Consider the following 18,786-nt stretch of genomic DNA (forward strand, 5'->3'; position numbering starts at 1 on the left):
CCGTCACCGCGCCACGGGTGCCCAGTTCAGGGCGCCGTTGAGCGGGTTGACGTCCGCGAGCACCCGCGACACGTCCCCGACCAGGTTCAGGATGCGCACCTCTGCACGCTTGTCGTTCTTCTTGTCCGGCTGCTGGAGGAGCAGGTGTGCCTCGTCGAACCAGCCGAGCAGGTTCGCGTCGGAGCTGATGCCCGGAACGGTGGCCACCCGCACGCCCGTCTCGGCGTTCCACACGCACAGCTCCCCGCCCTTGGGGCAGACGGTGTAGAACAGCTTGCCGGAGGGGGAGAACCAGTCGCGGTTGCGCGGCTTGCCCACCCAGTGCATGCTCCGGGTCACCTGGCCGGCGTCGTTGTAGAAGTCGACGCCGTTGGTGTCGCCGTCGTGGTAGCCGCGGGCCAGCCCGCCGTCCGGGGTGAAGGTGAACGCCAGGCTGACGTCGTCGGAGTACTCCGCCTCCACCACCTTGGCGGTCCTGGTGGTCACGTCCACCACCGCGAAGCCGCTGATCTTGGTCCGTTTCTCGTCGGTGACCGACAGCACCACCCGCCGGCTGTCGCGAGACCACGCCGGGAACCACGTCTGCTTCGGCTTCTTCACCGTGTCGACCGTGAACCGCTCGCCCGTCCTGAGGTTGACGAACTTGACCTGGTCCATGTCGGAGTCCTGGAACTTCAGCCACGGGTTCAGCGCGACCCAGGCGCCGTCCGGTGAGACCACCGGCTCCTCGCCGAAGCCGACCTGCTGGAACGCGCCCGAGGCGTCGCGGGCGAAGGCGCTGAACGGCTCCTTGGTCTGCAGGTACGCGGCCAGGCGCACCGCGTCGGTGGCGTGCTCGTGCAGGGTGGCCCCGATGTCCGGCAGCTTGACGTCCTTGTCGGCCTTCTTCGCCACCGACGGCACGGGCGCGGCCGTCGCGCCCGCCGTGATCCGCGGCGCCGCCGTGATCACCGCTCCCGTGGGCTGCGCCGGCAGGGCGGTCGCGGGCAGGGCGGTCGCGGGCAGGGCGGTCGCGGGCAGGGTGGTCGCGGGCCGGGCGGCGGCAGGGGGTCCGGAGGGCGTCCCGCGCTGGCCTGTCAGCGCGTACACGCCGCCGCCCGACAGCACGGCTCCCGCGACGAACGCCGCCACCGCGACCAGCACCGTGCTCCGCCGCCGGCCGGGCGGCGCGACCGGTGGCGCGGGCGGCGCCGGCGCCGCGCCGTCCGCGGGCTCAGCCGCTTCCGTCCCGTCCCCCGGCACCGTACCGGTCAGGAAGCTCGTCTCCCCCACGAGGCGCAGCAGCACGTCGCTCGCGGCGGGGCGCCGCGCCGGGTCCTTGTCCAGGCAGGCCAGCACCAGCTCCCGCAGGTCGCCGAGGTCGGGCAGCTCCGGACCGGCGTTCGCGATGCGGTTGACCGTGCCGGCCATCGAGCCGCCGTCGAAGGGCGAGCGCCCGGACGACGCGTACGCGATCGTCGCCGCCCACGAGAACAGGTCCGCGGCCGGGCCCGCCTCGCCTCCCTGTAACCGCTCGGGGGCGGTGAACGCGGGAACGTCCACCGTGCGGGTGGTGGCCTCGCCGGTGGACGCCATCGCCCGGGCCAGCCCGAACCCGATCACCCGGGGACCGTCGGGCCCGAGCACCACCGTGTCCGGCCCCAGATCGCCGTGCGCCGACCCCAGCTGGTGAAGGGCGACCAGGGCGGTCACCGTCCCCACCGCGAACCGGTGCAACGCCGCGTCCCGCAGCCGCTGCCCCGCGGCGACGGCCTCCCGTAACGTCGGGCCGTCGATGTACTCGCTCACGACGAACGGCCGCCCGTCCTCCAGCACGCCGGAGCCGAGGACCTGCGCCGTGCAGAAGGCCGAGACGTCCCGCAGCGGCTCGACGGCCTCCAGGAAGCGGCCGGGATCGACGTCGGCGGGCAGGACCCTGACGACCACCCGCTCACCGTCGTCCGGCTCGCCGACGTAGGTGCTCGCGCCCAGCCTTCCCACGAGCCGATACGGCCCTGTTCCGGAGGGATCTCCCGCACGCAGCGGCTGGATCACCGGCATCTCCCGCGCCCCCCTCGCCCGTCCATCCCTCGATGATCGATCATGGTGGCTCCGCATCGCAACGGCCCGCGTCGGAGCGGTCCAAACCGGCCTGGGGCGGGCGGCGCCGCGGGGTGGCGCGGGCACTTGGAGGGAGGGTCAGTGCTGGTAAGCCCCGGCGTCCAGCGGGCCGGACAGGGCCTTGCCCTTGACGTCCTTGCCGAACGCCTTCCCGCCGTACCACTTCGGCGTCAGCGCCACCCCGCGCCCCAGCGCCGGCGAGCCCGGCCGCAGCCGCAGGTCGGTCCGGGAGACGAACTTGGGATCGGCCGCCACCGACTTGGGCCCCAGCTTGAACTTGGCCGTCCGCCCCTGGTAGACGCTGCCGTCCTCGTCGGCCCCGGCCCCGTCCTCCCAGCCGGCCTCGCCGCCGACCGCGATCACGTTGTTGCGCAGCTTCAGCAGCGACGGGGAGCAGCCGTCGTGGCAGGACCAGCCGATGGTGTTCTTGGCCGGCAGGTGGACGGAGTTGTGCACGGCGATCGTGCCCTTGACGGGGCCGACGATGTGGCGGGAGCCGCGGGTGATGAGGAAGGAGCCGCGGGTGCGGGAGGAGGTGACGACGTTGAAGGCGAAGAGGTTGCCGGTGGCGGTCTTGCCCTTCTGGGCGCCGAGCTCGGTGAACGTCTCGTTGTTCCTGGCGATGTTGTGGGTGACCCTGTTGCGGTCGCCGTTGAAGATCTCGACGGCGGCGCCGTCGATGCCGTAGTCGGCGCTCTTGGCGTAGCTGCCGGTGATGGTGTTGCCGGTCACGACGTTGTCGTCGCCGTTGAGGAGCACGCCGAAGGCGCCGGAGTCGTTGTCACCGCCGTCGTCGTTGACGCTCATCCGGTTGTTGTCGGTCAGGACGCTGTCGCGGATGGTGTTGCGGGAGCCGGAGGGCGAGACGAAGACGCCGGCGATGTTGCGGTCGGCCTTGACCCCGCTCAGCTCGTTGTTGTCGCCGTCGAGCTGGAAACCGGCCCAGCGGCAGTTGGAGGCGTGCAGGCCGCTGATGGCCCAGTGGTTGCCCTTGACGACGACGCAGTCGTCGTCGCTGCCGCTGATCTTGGCGAGCGCGCCGCTGCCGTACGCCTTGATGGTGATGGGCCGGGCGGCGGTGCCGCTGGCCTCCAGCGTGAACGGACCGGTGAAGCTGCCGCCGCGCTTGACGGCGACGGTGTCGCCCGGCTTGAGCTCGGCGGCGGTGACCTTCTCCAGGGACTTCCACGCGGTGGCCGCGCTGGTGCCGTCGGCGGCGTCGTCACCGGCGCGGGAGTCCACGTAGTAGGTGGTGCCCGCGCCCGCATGAGCGGCGGCTGCGGACGGTACGGCAGGCAGGAGCGAGGCCAGCACGGCTACGGAGAGCAACCTCATACGAGCACACCACTATCTAGTTGGGACGGGAGAGTCAGCAGAGGCCACCGTAGCGTGATCAGCGCGTGAGGCGCCACATACGCAGCGAAGGTCCCTCCCCCGGGATGACGTCGCCGTCCTGCGCGTTGTAGAGGCCGGTGGCGTGCGTGCCGATGGGGAGCGGCTCGCCGGGCGCGCGGCGGGCGGACACGAGGATCGTCTCGTCGTACGTCTCGCGCGCGAACACCAGGCAGTCGGCGTCGGCGTGCAGCCAGCGCAGGCCGCCGTGGCGCAGGGCGGGCTCGGCCCGGCGCAGCCCGAACAGGTCGCGGTAGCCGGCCAGCGTCTGAAGGTCCTGGTCGGCGGGCCGGTTCCAGGGCATGGGGGTGCGCGAGTGCTCGCCGTTCACGCCGGTCAGGCCGTACTCGCTGCCGGCGAACACCATGGGCGTGCCGGGCAGCGTGGCCTGCAGGCCGGTGGCGAGCAGGTGGCGCTCGCGCGAGCCGGTCACGGTGCGGACGCGGGGCGTGTCGTGCGAGTCGAGGAGCTGCCAGGAGTGCACGAGCGAGCGCCACGACATCTGCGAGGCGAACGACCTGAAGGCGGCCAGCGTGGCGGTGCCGTCGCGGTGCGGCACGCCGCCCGGCACGCCGAGGAAGTGCTCCAGGTCGCAGCCGGGGCCGCGCAGCCAGGCCCAGACGGGGCGGGTGAAGCCGCCGTAGTTCATGGTGCCCTGCCAGCCGTCGCGGTCGAGGTCGCGGGTGGCGTCGTGGTTGTGCTCGGCGATGAAGGCGGCGTCGGGGCCGAGCTCGGCGCGCAGCAGGGCGGCGACCTCGGCGGCGTAGTCGTCGGCGCCGCGCCTGCCGGTCATGTTGGCCACGTCCACGCGCCAGCCGTCGAACGGGCCGAGCCACTTCTTGAGCACGGCCGTCATCCCGGCGCGTACCAGCTCGCTGCCCCAGTTGAGCTTGGGCAGCGTCTTGATGCCCCACCAGGATTCGTAGTCGCCCGTCACCGGGTCGAAGTAGAACATCTCGCGTTCCGGCGCGTTCACGTCGGAGACGGCCGCGGTGAACCACTCGTGCGTGTCGCCGGTGTGGTTGGTGGTGATGTCGCCGAGCAGCCGCATGCCGCGCGCGTGCAGCGCGCCGGACAGGCGGTGCAGCGCCTCGTCGCCGCCGAGCAGCGGGTCCACGTGCTCGAACGTGGAGGCGTTGTAGCGGTGGTTGGAGCGGGCGGGGAAGATCGGCGTCAGGTAGACGGTGTCGGCGCCGAGGCTCTGGATGTGGTCGAGGCGCCCGGTGATGCCGTCGAGGTCGCCGCCGTAGAACTGCTGGGAGGTGCCGGCGCCGCTGGGGATGACCGGGTCGCGGTCCCAGTCGCGGGGCAGCGCCCAGTCGGGCAGGTCCGGCATGGGCCGGGAGCGGTCGAAGCGGTCGGGGAAGATCTGGTAGACGATGGCGTCCGACATCCACTCAGGCGGGGCCTGGTGGCAGACAAGGCGGAAGTCGCCGGCGTCGGTGAGGTCGTGCGCGGCGGGCCCGGCCGCGGTCAGCCAGCGCTGCCCGCTCGTGGTGTGGAGCAGGAAGCGGTACGGGGTGACGGGGTTGACCGCGGTGATCTCGGCCCGCCACCAGACGTCGGTCGGGCCGTACCCGCTCGCCTGCCTGCCCCGGTCGACCGTGGCCTCGAAGTAGCGCGGCTCCCCGTCGTGCACCGCGCGGACGTGCACGGCGGTGACCCCGGCGGCCAGCGGCGCGCGCAGCCAGAGCGTGACCCGCGCGCCGAGCCCGGGCCGCTGGTCGGAGACATACAGAGCCGAGCCGTCGTGATGCGGCTCCCCCAGAAATCGCAGCACTGCACCTATCCCTTGACTGCCCCGGCGGTCAGGCCGGAGACGATGTACTTCTGCAACCAGAGGAACACACCGACCGTCGGAACGGCGGTAATGAGGGTGGCGGCGGCGAACATGCCGAAGTTCGCGTTGCGGTGGTCGCCGGCGATCATGCCGTACATGCCGACGGCCAGGGTCTTGCTCTCGGGGTCGCGCAGGAACACGTTGGCCATGAGGAACTCGCTCATGGTGCCGATGAAGGCCAGCAGCGCGGTGACCGCGAGGATCGGCGTGACCAGCGGCATGATGACCCGCCAGAAGATCTGGGCGTGCGTGGCGCCGTCGACGGTGGCGGCCTCGTCCAGCTCCTTGGGCACGGTGTCGAGGAAGCCCTTCATCAGCCAGGTGTTCACGCCGAGCGCGCCGCCGAGGTAGAGCAGCAGCAGGCCCCACACGGTGTTGAAGCCGAAGGCGGGGTAGAGCTCGGTCACCTCGGTGAAGATCATGAAGATCGTCACGATGGCCAGGAACTGCGGGAACATCTGGATGAGCAGCAGCGCCATCATGCCGACCCGGCGGCCGGCGAAGCGCATGCGGCTGAAGGCGTACGCGGCGAACATCGACAGCAGCAGGCTCGCGAACGACGACACCAGCGCGATGAACACCGAGTTGAAGAACCACCGGCCGAACGGGTAGGTGTCGGAGGTCAGCAGGTTGGCGAAGTTGTTCAGGCTCGCGCCCGTGGGCAGCAGCTGGGTGGAGGCCAGCGTGCCCATCGGGTTGATCGCGGCGGAGAGCACGAACAGGATCGGGAACACCGCGAACGCGCACACGACGAGCACGAAGACGTGCCGGAGCGTCATCTTCACGCGTAGATCTCCTCCTGCTTGCGGGTGCGGCGGAACGCCACGGCCGAGATGACGGCCACGATGGCGAAGATGAACACCGAGATCGCCGCCGCGAAGCCGAACTGCGCGCCGCCCGCGCCGAACGCCAGCCTGAAGGTGTAGGTGATGAGCAGGTCGGTGCCGCCCACCTGCGGGCTGTCGGCGGGGAACGGGCCGCCGTCGGTGGTGAGCGCGATGGCGTTGTAGTTGTTGAAGTTGTAGGCGAACGCCGAGATCAGCAGCGGTGTCAGCGCGACGAGCAGCAGCGGCAGCGTCACCCGGCGGAACGCCTTGAACGGCGTGGCCCCGTCGATGGAGGCGGCCTCGGTCAGCTCGCGCGGGATGGCCTGCAGCGCGCCGGTGGTGACGAGGAACATGTACGGGAAGCCGAGCCAGATGTTGACCAGGAGCACGCCGAGCCTGGCGGTCCCCGTCTGCCCGAGCCAGTCGATCTCCGCGCCGAGGAGCTGGTTGATCAGGCCGAAGTCGCGGTTGAACATGTCGCGCCAGACCAGCAGCATGGCGAAGGCCGGCATCGCGTACGGCAGGATCAGCACGATCCGGTAGATCCGGGTGCCGCGCATGCGCGGGTGGTGCAGCGCGAGGGCGACGCCCATGCCGAGCCCGAAGCAGCCGAGCACGGAGGCCAGCGCGAAGACGAGGTTCCAGCCCAGGACGCCCGCGAAATAGCCGGAGATGGTGGGGTTGGTCAGCACGCGGGCGAAGTTGTCCAGGCCGACGTTGACCTGCCAGCCCTGCGCCAGGTGCTGGCCCCTGGCGTTGACGAAGTATCCCTGGCTCTCGTCGGCCGTCCAGGTGTCGCCGTTGCCGCGTACGCAGTCGCACGCGGCGTCGTACACCAGGGCGGCCTTGCCCTCGACGGCGCGGCTGAGCCCGTTGGCCTTGATCACGCCGTCGTCGGTCGGCACGGCCAGCGCCGTGATCTCCTGCCCGCGCGCGGCGGCCTCGGGCGCCTTGAGCACGGTCAGGCCGGGCGCGGCGAGCACCTTGCCGGTGACGCCGACCCGGGCGCCGTCCAGCGGGGTCAGCCCGTCGGCGGTGCCCAGCGAGACCTGCTTGGTCGCCGGGTCCACCAGCAGGAACACCAGCTCCTCGCCGCGCGTGGCGACGGACAGGGTGTACTCGGGCGAGCCGGGCGCCTGCCGGACGGAGCCGGTCTCGATGGCGGTGACGGCGGCGGCCTTGTCGCCGCGGTGCCCGTCGCCGAAGTTGGTGAAGGCGGTGGTCAGCGTGTAGACGACCGGGAACACCTGGAAGGCGATGAGGAAGACGGTGCCGGGGATGAGGTACTTGGCCGGGATGAAACGCCGGGTGAGGTAGAGGTAGGCGATGGCCGCGCTGACGGCGCACAGCAGCCCCAGCGCGACCCACGACCCGGCGGCGACCAGCGGTGGCGCGGCGTAGAGCAGGATCGCGGCCGCCACGGCGAGCACCGCGATCCTGCTCACCACGAACGCCGTGGTGATCTCCCGGCGGGGCCGCTGCCGCACTCCGGCGGAAGCGGCCTGACGCACGTCGAGAGCCATGTCGTCAGTTCTTGAGCGCGCCGTCGATGGCCTTCTGCGCCGCCGCGGCGGCCTTGGCCGCGTCGCCGCCCCTGACCACGGCGTTCTCGGCGATGCCGAACGGCTCCCAGATGGCGGCCATCTCGGGGATGGCGGGCATCGGCATGCCGTCCTTGCCGGCCTCCAGGAACTTGGCGGCGTCGGGGTCGCCCGCCTGGACCTCCTCCAGCGCGGCGGTCAGCGCCGGGGGCCGCGGGTCGGCGTCGTAGAGCGCCTTGGCGACGTCCTTGTTGGTCACGTAGTTGGCGACGAACTCCTGGGCCAGGGCCTTGTTCTTGCCCTTGGAGGCGACGAAGAAGCTCTGCACGCCGACGAACGGGGTGGCGGGCTTGCCGTCCTTGAACGCGGGGACGGCGCTGATGTCGTACTTGATGCCGCCCTTCTTGACCTCGCTGATCGCCCAGGGGCCCGAGACCAGGTAGGCGCACTTGCCGCCGGCGAAGTTGACGATGTAGTTCTCGTTGGTCAGCGAGGTGCGCAGCGCGCCGTCGCCCTTCTCGCCGAGCTCCTTCAGCTTGCCGAACGCCTTGACGGAGTCCTCGGAGCCGAGCAGCACCTGCTTGGGGTCGGGGTCGCCGCTCGCGGTGGCGCCGAACAGCGCGCCGCCGCCGGAGGCGAAGATCGGGTAGACGTGGAAGGCGTCGCCCTTCTGGCCGACCGGGATGCAGAGCACCTCCTTGACCTTGCCGGCCTCCTTGAGCTCCTTGCCCTTGGCGATCATGTCCTCGATCGTGGCGGGCGCGTCGGGGGCGAGGTCGGTGTTGCGGATCAGGGCGATGTTCTCCAGCGCGTACGGGGCTCCGTAGATCTGCCCGTCGAACGTCACGGCCTGGATGGCCTTCGCCGAGAACGATGCCTTCTGCTGCTCGGTGAACGTGACCGGGTCGATGGCGCCGTTCTGCACCAGGTTGCCGATCCAGTCGTGCGCGCCGATCATGACGTCCGGGCCGCTGCCCTGCTGGGAGGCGGTCAGGAAGGTCATCTGGTTGTCCTTGCTGATCTCCTTCACCTCGACGGTCACGCCGTTCTCGGTGCCGAACTGCTCGGCGAAGGGCTGCAGCGGCTTGACCCGCAGGGGGTCGGCCCAGATGACGAGCGTGCCGCCGCCCGCGGCCGCAGAGGCCGGGGCGGACGCGCTCGGCGCCGTCGTCGGAGAGGCCGACGGGGTGCTGCCGCACGCCGTCGCGGCGAACGCCAGGGTCGCGAGTGCTGCCACACCCAGTGCCCGCATGCGCATGGAGGACCTCCTGAGGTCACGGAGGAACGGCGGCGCCGCAGGCGCCGCCGCCGGAGAAGAAAGCTCGAACGTTTCCGGGACGTTAGCGGCTCTTTGCAAGAATTGGAAGAACTTGCGAAAGAGCGTTACCTGATCCACATCCCGCTCACCTCGGCCGACCTCGCGACCGAGGGTGCTTATGCTGAAGGCGGCGGTTCGCAACTTTCCGCAACTTGCACTTGACCGTTCTCTGGTGATCGCGACATCGTTGACCAGAACATCACCCGACATCTCGGGTCATCCGGGGGAAGGACAGCCATGCTCGGCAACGACGACTGGTGGCGTGACGCGGTCGTGTACCAGGTGTACCCGCGAAGCTTCGCCGACGCCAACGGCGACGGCATGGGGGACCTGGAAGGCGTCCGCCAGCACCTGGGGTACCTCTCCCGGCTCGGAGTGGACGCCATCTGGCTGAGCCCCTTCTACACCTCCCCCATGGCCGACGGCGGCTACGACGTGGCCGACTACCGGGACGTGGACCCCATGTTCGGCACGCTCGCCGACTTCGACGCGCTCATCACCGACGCCCACGGCCTGGGCATCAGGGTCATCGTGGACCTGGTGCCGAACCACTCCTCCGACCAGCACCCGTGGTTCAAGGCCGGCCTGCGCGACCGGTACGTCTTCCGCGACAAGCCCAACGACTGGGAGTCGATCTTCGGCGGGCCCGCGTGGACGCAGGTCGAGGACGGTCAGTGGTACCTGCACCTGTTCGCCCCCGAGCAGCCGGACCTCAACTGGGACAACCCCGAGGTGCGCGCCGAGTTCCGCGACATCCTGCGCTTCTGGCTCGACCGGGGCGTGGACGGCTTCCGCGTGGACGTGGCGCACGGCATGATCAAGGCCGAGGGGCTGCCGGACGTGGGCCAGAAGGACGGCCCGCAGGCCGAGATGCTGGGCGACGAGCGGGTGCCGTACTTCGACCAGGACGGCGTGCACGACATCTACCGCGAGTGGCGGCCGATCCTCGACTCCTACCCGGGCGGGCGCATGGCCGTCGCCGAGGCGTGGGTGTCGTCGCCCGAGCGGCTGGCCCGCTACGTGGGGCCGGACGAGCTGCACCAGGCGTTCAACTTCGAGTTCATGATGGCGGACTTCCACGCCAAGTCGTTCCGCAACGTGATCGAGAAGTCGCTGCGCGAGGCCGACCTGGTCGGCGCGCCCACCACCTGGGTGCTGTCCAACCACGACAAGCCGCGCCACGTCACCCGGCACGGCAGCCTGGCCCGCGCCCGCGCCGCCACCCTGCTCATGCTGGCCCTGCCCGGCTCGGCCTACCTCTACAACGGCGAGGAGCTCGGCCTGCCCGAGGTGCTCGACCTGCCGGACGAGCTGCGCCAGGACCCCGCGTTCCTGCGCCGCGGCGAGAGCCGCGACGGCTGCCGGGTGCCGCTGCCCTGGACGTCCACCGGCGACCTCGGCTGGCGCGACCCGTGGCTGCCGATCCCGGCCGGGTGGGCGGCGCTGTCGGCCGAGGCGCAGGAGGACGACCCCGGCTCCACCCTGAACCTCTACCGGGCCGCGCTCAGGCTGCGCAAGCAGCACCCGGCGCTCGGCGGCGGCACGCTGACGTGGCTCGACTCCCCCAAGGACGTGCTGGCCATCGAGCGCGACCCGGGGCTGGTCGTGGTGCTCAACACGGGCGAGGCGCCGGTGGCCCTCGACCTGCCGGGCGAGGTGCTGCTGTCCAGCGGCCCGCTGCCCGCCGACGGCACGATCCCGCCGGACACCACGGTCTGGATCCAGCGCTGACGATTGGTGAAACCTTTCCAGTTACGCGGCAATTGTCGGAGATCACTCTCGGTAGCCTCGTGGGATGGCACCCTGGTGGGCCAGGTCACTGCGCGGACGCTTCACCTTCATCGCGACGGCCGTAGCCGCCCTCGTGCTCATCCCCGTGGGCATCGCGGGAGTCCTGGTGACCAGGTCCGTGATCACCGCCGGCGTGTTCAGCGAGACCCGTGACACGGCCGAGCGGATCGCCTACGAGATGCGCGGCGGCGCCCTGCCCATGGGCGCCGCCATCCCGGTGCCGCACCCGCCGGTGGACCTGATCCAGGTGGTCGGGCCCGACGGGCGGATCCTGGGCGCGAGCGACGCCGCCAGGAACCTGCCGCCGCTCAGCGACGTGCGCCCGACCGCCAAGAACCGGGTCGTCAGCACCACGAGCTGCCTGCCGACCGAATGCGTGCACCTGACGGCGGTGCGGGTCAGCATGTTCGCCGACTCCCCCATCGTCTACGCCGGCCGCAGCACGCCCGAGGTGCTGTCCAGCCGGACGCTCGAGGTCATCGTGTTCGCCGAGGTCGCCCTGCTGATCGGGGTGACGGCGTGGGCCACGTGGCTCGTCACCGGCAGGGCGCTGCGGCCGGTGGCGACCATGCGGGCCGAGCTGGACGCCGTGCACGCGGGCGACCTCAGCCACCGCGTCACCCAACCGCCGGGCGACGACGAGGTGGCCCAGCTCGCCCGCTCCGTCAACGGCACCCTGGCCCGCCTGGAACGCTCGGCCGAGCAGCAGCGCCAGTTCGCCTCCGACGCCTCCCACGAGCTGCGCACCCCGATCGCCGGGTTGCGCGCCCAGCTCGAGAGCGCCCAGCTCTACCCGGACGACACCGACATGCAGGCGCTGGTGAACAGCGCGCTGCGCGACACCGACCGGCTGGAGGCGATCATCACGGACCTGCTGCTGCTCGCCAGGATCGGCTCCCGGGTGGACGTCGCCAAGGAGCCGGTCGACCTGGCCGACCTGGTGCGCATGGAGCTCGCCGTCCGCAGCGACAAGCTGCCCGTGCGGGTGGAGCTGGCCGACGGGGTCGTGGTCGAGGGCGTGCGGCTGCAACTGGCCAGGGTGCTGACGAACCTGCTGGACAACGCCCAGCGGCACGCCGAGAGCACCGTACGCGTCACGGTCTCCGAGCAGGAGCCGGGCATGGCGGTGCTGGCGGTCGAGAACGACGGCATGGAGATCGCCGAGTGCGACCGCGAGCGCATCTTCGAGCGCTTCACCCGCCTGGACGCCGCCCGCAGCCGCGACGCGGGCGGCACGGGCCTCGGCCTGGCCATCGCGCGGGACGTGGCCATGGCGCACCGGGGGGAGATCCGCGTGGACGACTACCGGGGCGGCGCCCGGTTCGTCCTGCGGCTGCCGATCGCGAATCGGTAGATTTCCCTCTCCACGGTCGTGGATCATGGAACGCATGACGGAACAGGCGCCGCAGGGCGTGAACCCCCACATCCCCAACGCGGCGCGGATGTACGACTACTTCCTCGGCGGCAAGGACAACTTCAAGGCCGACCGCGACCTCGGCGACATGGTGCTGAGCGTGATGCCGGAGGTGCGCGAGGGGACCAGGGAGAACCGGGCGCTGATCGGCCGGGTGGTGCGCTACCTCTGCGAGCAGGGCATCACCCAGTTCCTCGACCTCGGCTCCGGCCTGCCGGCCCAGGAGAACGTGCACGAGGTGGCGCTGCGCCACACCCCCGAGGCCCGGGTGGTCTACGTGGACAGCGACCCGGTGGTGGCCACGCACGGCAGGGCGCTGCTGGCCGACCCGAACCGGGTGGCGATGGTGCTGGGGGACTGCCGCAGGCCGGAGGAGATCCTGTCCGCCCCCGAGGTGCGCGGGCTGATCGACTTCGACCGGCCGGTCGCCGTGCTCATGATGTTCGTCCTGCACCTCATCGGCGACCAGGACGAGCCGCAGCGCTTCATGGCCGCCTACCGCGACGCCCTGGCGCCCGGCAGCTACCTGGCCATCTCGCACGTGACCAACGACGTGGCCTCGGAGCGGGCGGCGCAGGTCACGGACTTCTACCGCAAGGCCAACGCCGACTTCACGCCGCGGCCGGGGACGGAGATCCACGCCTTCTTCGGCGACTTCGAGCTCATCCCGCCCGGCCTGGCCACGGGGCTGCCGGCGCACCAGGTCTGGCCGTTCCACGACCCGCTCAACCCGGTCTTCGTGGACGAGGACATGGCGCGGATGGCGTACGCGGGGATCGGCCGCAAACCGTAACGCCGCCAACGCGGCGAACGCCGGGGAGGCCGCGGCCTCCCCGTGCCGGCACGGTTACGCCGGGGACATCTCCTTGGCCGGCTCGCGCGGCTCGCCGTCCTGACCGTCCGCGTCATCGTCGTCGTCCAGCAGCGTGGCCTCGTCGAACGGCGCCCGGCCGGCCAGGACCCGCTCCGCGCGGTCCCGGTCGAACTCCCCGGTCCAGGTGCCGACGAGCACGGTCGCCACCGCGTTCCCGGCGAAGTTGGTCAGCGCCCTGGCCTCGGACATGAAGCGGTCGATGCCCACGATCAGGCCCACCCCGTCGACCAGCTCGGGCCGGTGCGCCTGCAACCCGCCCGCCAGGGTGGCCAGGCCCGCCCCGGTGACGCCGGCGGCGCCCTTGGAGGCGATCATCATGAACAGCAGCAGCGCGATCTGCTCCCCGAACTCCAGCGGCGACCCCGTGGCCGTGGCGATGAACAGCGTGGCCATGGTCAGGTAGATCGCGGTGCCGTCGAGGTTGAAGGAGTAGCCGGTCGGCACGGTGATGCCGGCCACGGTCTTGCTGACGCCCAGGTGCTCCATCTTCGCGATGAGCCGCGGCAGGGCGGTCTCCGACGAGGACGTGGACAGGATGAGCAGGAACTCGCGGCCCAGGTAACGCAGCAGCGACCACAGGTTGATCCGGGCCACCAGCCACAGGATCGTGCCGAGCACCACGCCGACGAACAGCACGCACGTCACGTAGAAGGCGACCATGATGATGGCCAGGCTCTTGAGCGCCTCGAGGCCGGTGGCGCCCACGACGGCCGCGATCGCGCCGAACGCGCCGACCGGCGCCGCCCACATGATCATGGCGAGGATGCGGAACACGAGCCGCTGGAAGTGCTCCACGCCGCGCAGGATCGGCGCGCCCTTGGGCCCCATGGCCTGCAGCGCGAACCCGGCGAGCAGCGCGACCAGCAGCGCCTGCAGCACCGACCCGTCGGTGAGCGCGGAGACGACCGTCTCGGGGATGATGCCGAGCAGGAAGTCCACGGTGCTGGCGTCCGCGCCCTTGGCCGCCTCCGCCTCGGCGGCCTGCCTGGCGGTGTCGGTGAGCTGCAGCCCCGAGCCCGGGTCGATGACGTTGCCCACGATCAGGCCGATGACCAGGGCGACCGTGGACATGGCGATGAAGTAGCCGAGGGCGAGCCCGCCGACCTTGCCGACCTGGGCGGCCTGGCGTACGGAGCCGATGCCGAGCACGATCGTGCAGAAGATGATCGGGCCGATCACCATCTGGATCAGCGCCACGAAGCCGGTGCCCAGGGGTTTGAGTTCCTTGCCCACGTCCGGCCAGATGAAGCCGACCAGGATCCCGAGCAGGACCGCCACGATGACGGCCAGGTAGAGATAGCGAGTGCGATCGCGCATAGGGGGGTTCTCCGGCGGTTCTTGAGGGACCTTCTCGATGTGCGACTATGCGCCTCACGAGTGATGCAGGTCACCATTGCGTAAGTTTCGTACATGGAGGGGAACCCGATGCGGCGCTGGAGCCTGGCAGGTCAGATGCTGGTCCTGCAGCTGCTCGTGGTCGCCGTCACGGCGACGGGCGGCGCGGTGCTGGCCCTGCTGCAGGCCCACGAGCTGCTGCAGGAGGAGGCGGGCGCCACGGCCAGGGCCGTGGCGGTCAGCGTGGCGACCTCGCCCGACGTGCTGGAGGCCCTCGGCGAGCGGGACCCGACCGCGCGGCTGCAGCCGTACGCGCAGCGGGCGCGGGCGGCGACGGGGGTCGATTTCATCACCATCATGAAGACGGACGGCACCCGCTACACCCACCCGAACGAGGCGGAGATCGGCAAGCGCTTCCTCGGTCACATCGAACCGGCGCTGCGCGGCGAGACGTTCACCGAGACCTACACCGGCACGCTGGGCGCCTCCAAGCGGGCGGTGACGCCGGTCATGGCGGGCGGGCGGGTACGGGCGCTGGTCAGCGCCGGGATCACGATCGACAGGATCAGCGCCAGGCTGCGCGGCCAGCTCGCCTGGGGCGGCCTGATCGTGGCGCTGGCGCTCGGCCTGGGCGCGGCGGGCACCTGGCTGGTCACCGCGCGGCTGCGCCGCCAGACGCACGGCCTGGGGCCGGTCGAGCTGGGCCGCATCCACGAGCATCACGACGCGGTGCTGCACGCCGTCAGGGAGGGGCTGCTGCTGATCGGCAGGGACGGCACGCTGACGCTGTGCAACGACGCCGCGCGCCTGCTGCTCGGCCTGCCCGCCGACGCCGAGGGCCGTCACGTGCGGGAGCTGGGCCTGCAGGAGGTGCCGGCCGCCGGCGAGGAGCGGATCCACCTGGCCGGTGACCGGGTCCTGGCCGTCAACAGCGCCGCCAGCAGGCTCGGCACGGTCGTCACCGTCCGCGACCACACCGAGCTGCAGGCGCTGACCGGCCAGCTCGACGCCGAGCGCGGCTTCGCCGAGTCGCTGCGCTCGGCCGCGCACGAGGCGGCCAACCGGCTGCACACGGTCATCACGCTGGTCGAGCTGGGCCGTACCGAGCAGGCGGTGGCCCTGGGCACGGCGGAGCTGCGGGCCGCGCAGGAGCTGACCGACCGGGTGGTGGGCGCCGTACGCGAGCCGGTGCTGGCGGCGCTGCTGCTGGGCAAGAGCGCGGAGGCGGCCGAGCGCGGCGCCGAGCTGGTGATCAGCCAGGACAGCGAGCTGGACGACCTGGGCCTGGACGCCCGCGAGCTGGTCACGATCGTGGGCAACCTGATCGACAACGCCATCGACGCGGCCTCCAGGGTGGAGGTGCACCTGAGCGCCGGCGAGCGGCACGTGCTGATCAGGGTGTCCGACAACGGGCCGGGGCTGACCGGCACGGGCGCGTTCGAGAAGGGCTGGACCACCAAGGGCGACGGCCGCGGGCTCGGCCTGGCGCTGGTGGGCCAGGCGGTGCGGCGGCTGGGCGGCACGATCGAGGCCGAGGGCTCGACGTTCACGGTGAGGCTGCCGAAGCCATGATCTCCGTGCTGGTGGTCGAGGACGAGGAGATCACCGCCGAGGCCAACCGCATCTTCGTCGAGCGGGTGCCGGGCTTCGAGGTGGCGGGCGTGGCCAGGTCGGGCGCGGAGGCCCTGCGCTTCCTGCGCAGGCGGCCCGTGGACCTCATCCTGCTCGACCTCTACCTGCCCGACATGCACGGCCTGGACGTGTGCCGCGCGGTACGGGCGGGCGGCCTCATGTGCGACGTGATCGCGGTCACCTCCGCTCGCGATCTGGCCATGGTCCGTTCAGCGGTGTCGCTGGGAGTCTCCCAGTACCTGCTCAAGCCGTTCACGTTCGCGACACTGGCGGAAAAGCTGTCGCGTTACGCCCGGTTCAAGGAGGAGGCGGGCCTGGCCGTGGGGCAGGGCGACGTGGACCGGGTGCTCGGCACCCTGCGCGGTCCCTCGGAGCTGCCGAAAGGCATGGCACGGGACACTCTGGACACCGTGGCGGCACAGTTGCGCGCGCACCCGGAAGGGGTGGGCGCGCAGGCCGTGGCGAACGCGATCGGAGTGTCCCGAGTGACGGCCCGCAGATACCTGGAATACCTGGTCGAGGTGGGTGTGGCGGCCCGCGTTCCGCAGTACGGCGGGGTGGGCCGGCCAGAGTTGCTCTACCGGATCCCCATGGAAAGTTAATGGTGGTGACGCTGGCCGTTCAATCCGGCCCTCTAGCTTCTGGGTGCAATCCGATGCACTGAGGAGACACCTTGCGAGTCCTGGCCGTTGTTCCCGCCCGCGGAGGTTCGGCGGGCGTACCCCTGAAGAACCTCGCCCTGGTCGGGGGCGTCCCGTTGGTCACCCGGGCGGTGCGGGCCTGCCTGCGCGCCGAGCTGGTGGACCAGGTCGTGGTCAGTACCGACCACGACGGGATCGCCGAGACCGCCAGGGAGGCGGGCGCGATCGTGGTGGAGCGCCCGGCGGAGCTGAGCGGCGCGACCGCCTCCAGCGAGTCGGCGGTGCTGCACGCGCTCGACGCCCTCGGCGAGGACCCGGAGGTCGTCGTGCTGGTGCAGGCCACCAGCGCGTTCATCGACCCCGATGACCTGTCCGCGGCGGTGCGCAAGGTGCTCGACGGCGAGGCCGACTCGGTCGTGTCCGGGCTGCCCACGCACGAGTTCCTCTGGACGGCCACGGGCGCCGGCGTCAACCACGACCCGGCCGTCAGGCAGCGCCGGCAGGACCGCGCGCCGGAGTTCCGCGAGAACGGCGCCTTCTACGTCATGCGCACCGCGGGCCTGCGCGAGCACGGCCACCGCTTCTTCGGCGAGATCGCCGTCCAGCCGGTGCCCACCCAGCACGCCATCGAGATCGACAACCCGGAGGACCTGGAGCTCGTGCGAGCGCTCGCCCCGTTCATCGACCAGCCCGAGCCGATCGACGTGGACGCCGTCATCACCGACTTCGACGGCGTGCACACCGACGACCGCGCCTACGTCGACTCCGACGGCCGCGAGATGGTGCTGGTCAGCCGCTCCGACGGGATGGGCGTCTCGCTGCTGAAGCGCTCCGGCGTGAAGGTGCTGATCATGTCCACCGAGCAGAACCCGGTGGTGGCCGCCCGCGCCCGCAAGCTCGGCGTGCCCGTGCTGCAGGGCCTGGCCGACAAGCGCACCGTGCTGCGCGACTGGCTGCGCATCGAGGGCCTGGACCCGGCCCGCGTCGCCTACGTCGGCAACGACGTCAACGACCTGGGCCCGATGGGCGAGGTCGGCTGGCCCATCGCCACCCCCGAGGCGCACCCGCGGGTGCGCGCCGCCGCCCGCGTGGTGCTGACCACCGCCGGCGGGTCCGGCGCGGTGCGCGAGCTGTGCGACCGCGTCGTGGCCGCCCGGCCGGCGCCCGAGCCGGCTCCCGTGCAGGTGCGCACCAGGCCGCAGTTCGCCCCGGTGGCGATCGGCGACGTGCTGGTCGGCGACGGCGAGCCGGTGTACGTCATCGGCGAGATCGGCATCAACCACAACGGCGACCTCGACCTGGCCAGGCAGCTCATCGACGTGGCCGCCGAGGCGGGCTGCCAGGCGGTCAAGTTCCAGAAGCGCACCCCCGCGATCTGCGTGCCCGAGGAGCAGAAGGGCCAGATCCGGCAGACGCCGTGGGGCGAGATGACGTACCTGGAGTACAAGGAGCGCACCGAGTTCGGCCGCGACGAGTACACGCAGATCGCCAAGTACTGCGACGAGCGCGGGCTGCACTGGTTCGCCTCGCCGTGGGACGTGCCGTCGGTGGAGTTCCTGGAGGAGATGGACGTCCTGGTGCACAAGGTGGCCTCGGCCAGCGTGGCCGACCACGAGCTGCTGCGCGCCCTGGCCGCCACCGGCAAGCCGGTCATCCTGTCGACGGGCATGTCGACGCTGTCGGAGATCGACGCCGCCGTGGGGATCCTCGGCACCGACAAGCTGATCATGATGCACGCCACGTCCACGTACCCGCTGCCGCCCGAGGAGGCGAACCTGCGGACGATCACCACGCTCAAGGAGCGGTACGGCGTCCCCGTCGGCTACTCCGGCCACGAGCGCGGCCTGCAGATCTCGCTGGCCGCGGTCACGCTCGGCGCCGTGTGCGTGGAGCGGCACATCACCCTCGACCGCACCATGTGGGGCTCCGACCACGCCGCCTCGCTGGAGCCGTCGGGGCTGGAGCACCTCGTCCGCGACATCCGCATCATCGAGCAGGCCCTGGGCGACGGCGTCAAGCGGGTCTTCCCCGGTGAGGAGGCTCCGAAGGCCCGCCTTCGCCGGGTGACCGTCTGACCGTAC

Annotated in this window: 13 protein-coding genes; 6 read left to right on the plus strand and 7 right to left on the minus strand. The window is 71.4% G+C overall.

Annotated features, from left to right (window positions below):
* Positions 1 to 3 precede the first annotated feature (3 nt).
* The 6 genes from ACBJ32_RS09550 to ACBJ32_RS09575 form a co-directional block, all read right to left on the minus strand.
* Positions 4 to 1,980 (minus strand): protein kinase, encoded by a 1,977-nt coding sequence (locus ACBJ32_RS09550; RefSeq protein WP_375126416.1) that lies wholly within the window; start codon positions 1,978 to 1,980, stop codon positions 4 to 6.
* 198 nt (positions 1,981 to 2,178) lie between these two features.
* Positions 2,179 to 3,435 carry a right-handed parallel beta-helix repeat-containing protein gene (locus ACBJ32_RS09555; RefSeq protein WP_375126417.1) on the minus strand — a complete coding sequence of 419 codons (1,257 nt, stop codon included), beginning with the start codon at positions 3,433 to 3,435 and terminating at the stop codon, positions 2,179 to 2,181.
* A gap of 58 nt (positions 3,436 to 3,493) precedes the next feature.
* The gene (locus tag ACBJ32_RS09560; RefSeq protein ID WP_357866647.1) at positions 3,494 to 5,272 is read right to left on the minus strand and encodes a glycoside hydrolase family 13 protein; all 1,779 of its coding nucleotides are present in this window, start codon (positions 5,270 to 5,272) and stop codon (positions 3,494 to 3,496) included.
* Positions 5,273 to 5,277: 5 nt separating this feature from the next.
* The gene (locus tag ACBJ32_RS09565; protein ID WP_375126943.1) at positions 5,278 to 6,111 is read right to left on the minus strand and encodes a sugar ABC transporter permease; all 834 of its coding nucleotides are present in this window, start codon (positions 6,109 to 6,111) and stop codon (positions 5,278 to 5,280) included.
* 2 nt (positions 6,112 to 6,113) lie between these two features.
* Positions 6,114 to 7,682, minus strand: a complete 1,569-nt coding sequence (locus tag ACBJ32_RS09570; RefSeq protein WP_375126418.1) for an ABC transporter permease subunit — start codon at positions 7,680 to 7,682, stop codon at positions 6,114 to 6,116.
* A gap of 4 nt (positions 7,683 to 7,686) precedes the next feature.
* Positions 7,687 to 8,958 (minus strand): maltose ABC transporter substrate-binding protein, encoded by a 1,272-nt coding sequence (locus tag ACBJ32_RS09575; RefSeq protein ID WP_357866641.1) that lies wholly within the window; start codon positions 8,956 to 8,958, stop codon positions 7,687 to 7,689.
* A 297-nt stretch (positions 8,959 to 9,255) separates the two neighbouring features.
* Between ACBJ32_RS09575 and ACBJ32_RS09580 the strand changes: the two genes are divergently transcribed.
* The 3 genes from ACBJ32_RS09580 (at position 9,256) to ACBJ32_RS09590 (ending at position 13,016) form a co-directional block, all read left to right on the plus strand.
* Positions 9,256 to 10,749, plus strand: a complete 1,494-nt coding sequence (locus tag ACBJ32_RS09580; RefSeq protein WP_375126419.1) for a glycoside hydrolase family 13 protein — start codon at positions 9,256 to 9,258, stop codon at positions 10,747 to 10,749.
* A 64-nt stretch (positions 10,750 to 10,813) separates the two neighbouring features.
* Positions 10,814 to 12,163 (plus strand): sensor histidine kinase, encoded by a 1,350-nt coding sequence (locus ACBJ32_RS09585; protein WP_375126420.1) that lies wholly within the window; start codon positions 10,814 to 10,816, stop codon positions 12,161 to 12,163.
* A 34-nt stretch (positions 12,164 to 12,197) separates the two neighbouring features.
* The gene (locus ACBJ32_RS09590) at positions 12,198 to 13,016 is read left to right on the plus strand and encodes an SAM-dependent methyltransferase (protein WP_375126421.1); all 819 of its coding nucleotides are present in this window, start codon (positions 12,198 to 12,200) and stop codon (positions 13,014 to 13,016) included.
* Between the two features lie 54 nt (positions 13,017 to 13,070).
* Here ACBJ32_RS09590 and ACBJ32_RS09595 read toward each other — a convergent pair whose 3' ends face one another.
* Positions 13,071 to 14,414, minus strand: a complete 1,344-nt coding sequence (locus ACBJ32_RS09595) for a cation:dicarboxylate symporter family transporter (protein ID WP_375126422.1) — start codon at positions 14,412 to 14,414, stop codon at positions 13,071 to 13,073.
* A gap of 93 nt (positions 14,415 to 14,507) precedes the next feature.
* On the opposite strand from ACBJ32_RS09595, the gene ACBJ32_RS09600 reads away from it, so the two are divergent.
* The 3 genes from ACBJ32_RS09600 (at position 14,508) to ACBJ32_RS09610 (ending at position 18,780) form a co-directional block, all read left to right on the plus strand.
* Positions 14,508 to 16,004, plus strand: a complete 1,497-nt coding sequence (locus ACBJ32_RS09600) for an ATP-binding protein (RefSeq protein ID WP_375126423.1) — start codon at positions 14,508 to 14,510, stop codon at positions 16,002 to 16,004.
* Positions 16,001 to 16,666, plus strand: coding sequence for a response regulator (locus ACBJ32_RS09605; RefSeq protein WP_375126424.1), 666 nt, complete (start codon positions 16,001 to 16,003; stop codon positions 16,664 to 16,666). The genes ACBJ32_RS09600 and ACBJ32_RS09605 overlap by 4 nt, the downstream gene beginning before the upstream one ends.
* Positions 16,667 to 16,737: 71 nt before the next feature.
* The gene (locus tag ACBJ32_RS09610; protein WP_375126425.1) at positions 16,738 to 18,780 is read left to right on the plus strand and encodes an N-acetylneuraminate synthase family protein; all 2,043 of its coding nucleotides are present in this window, start codon (positions 16,738 to 16,740) and stop codon (positions 18,778 to 18,780) included.
* The last annotated feature ends 6 nt before the right edge of the window (positions 18,781 to 18,786 follow it).

It is taken from the genome of Nonomuraea sp. GTA35 (genome assembly GCF_041950525.1).
GTDB lineage: Bacteria > Actinomycetota > Actinomycetes > Streptosporangiales > Streptosporangiaceae > Nonomuraea.

Coding starts and splice junctions, on each gene's coding strand:
- ACBJ32_RS09595 (WP_375126422.1), bottom strand. CDS start 14,414: ATGCGCGATCGCACTCGCTATCTCTACCTGGCCGTCATCGTGGCGGTC.
- ACBJ32_RS09600 (WP_375126423.1), top strand. CDS start 14,508: ATGGAGGGGAACCCGATGCGGCGCTGGAGCCTGGCAGGTCAGATGCTG.
- ACBJ32_RS09585 (WP_375126420.1), top strand. CDS start 10,814: ATGGCACCCTGGTGGGCCAGGTCACTGCGCGGACGCTTCACCTTCATC.
- ACBJ32_RS09575 (WP_357866641.1), bottom strand. CDS start 8,958: ATGCGCATGCGGGCACTGGGTGTGGCAGCACTCGCGACCCTGGCGTTC.
- ACBJ32_RS09570 (WP_375126418.1), bottom strand. CDS start 7,682: ATGGCTCTCGACGTGCGTCAGGCCGCTTCCGCCGGAGTGCGGCAGCGG.
- ACBJ32_RS09605 (WP_375126424.1), top strand. CDS start 16,001: ATGATCTCCGTGCTGGTGGTCGAGGACGAGGAGATCACCGCCGAGGCC.
- ACBJ32_RS09590 (WP_375126421.1), top strand. CDS start 12,198: ATGACGGAACAGGCGCCGCAGGGCGTGAACCCCCACATCCCCAACGCG.
- ACBJ32_RS09580 (WP_375126419.1), top strand. CDS start 9,256: ATGCTCGGCAACGACGACTGGTGGCGTGACGCGGTCGTGTACCAGGTG.
- ACBJ32_RS09555 (WP_375126417.1), bottom strand. CDS start 3,435: ATGAGGTTGCTCTCCGTAGCCGTGCTGGCCTCGCTCCTGCCTGCCGTA.
- ACBJ32_RS09565 (WP_375126943.1), bottom strand. CDS start 6,111: ATGACGCTCCGGCACGTCTTCGTGCTCGTCGTGTGCGCGTTCGCGGTG.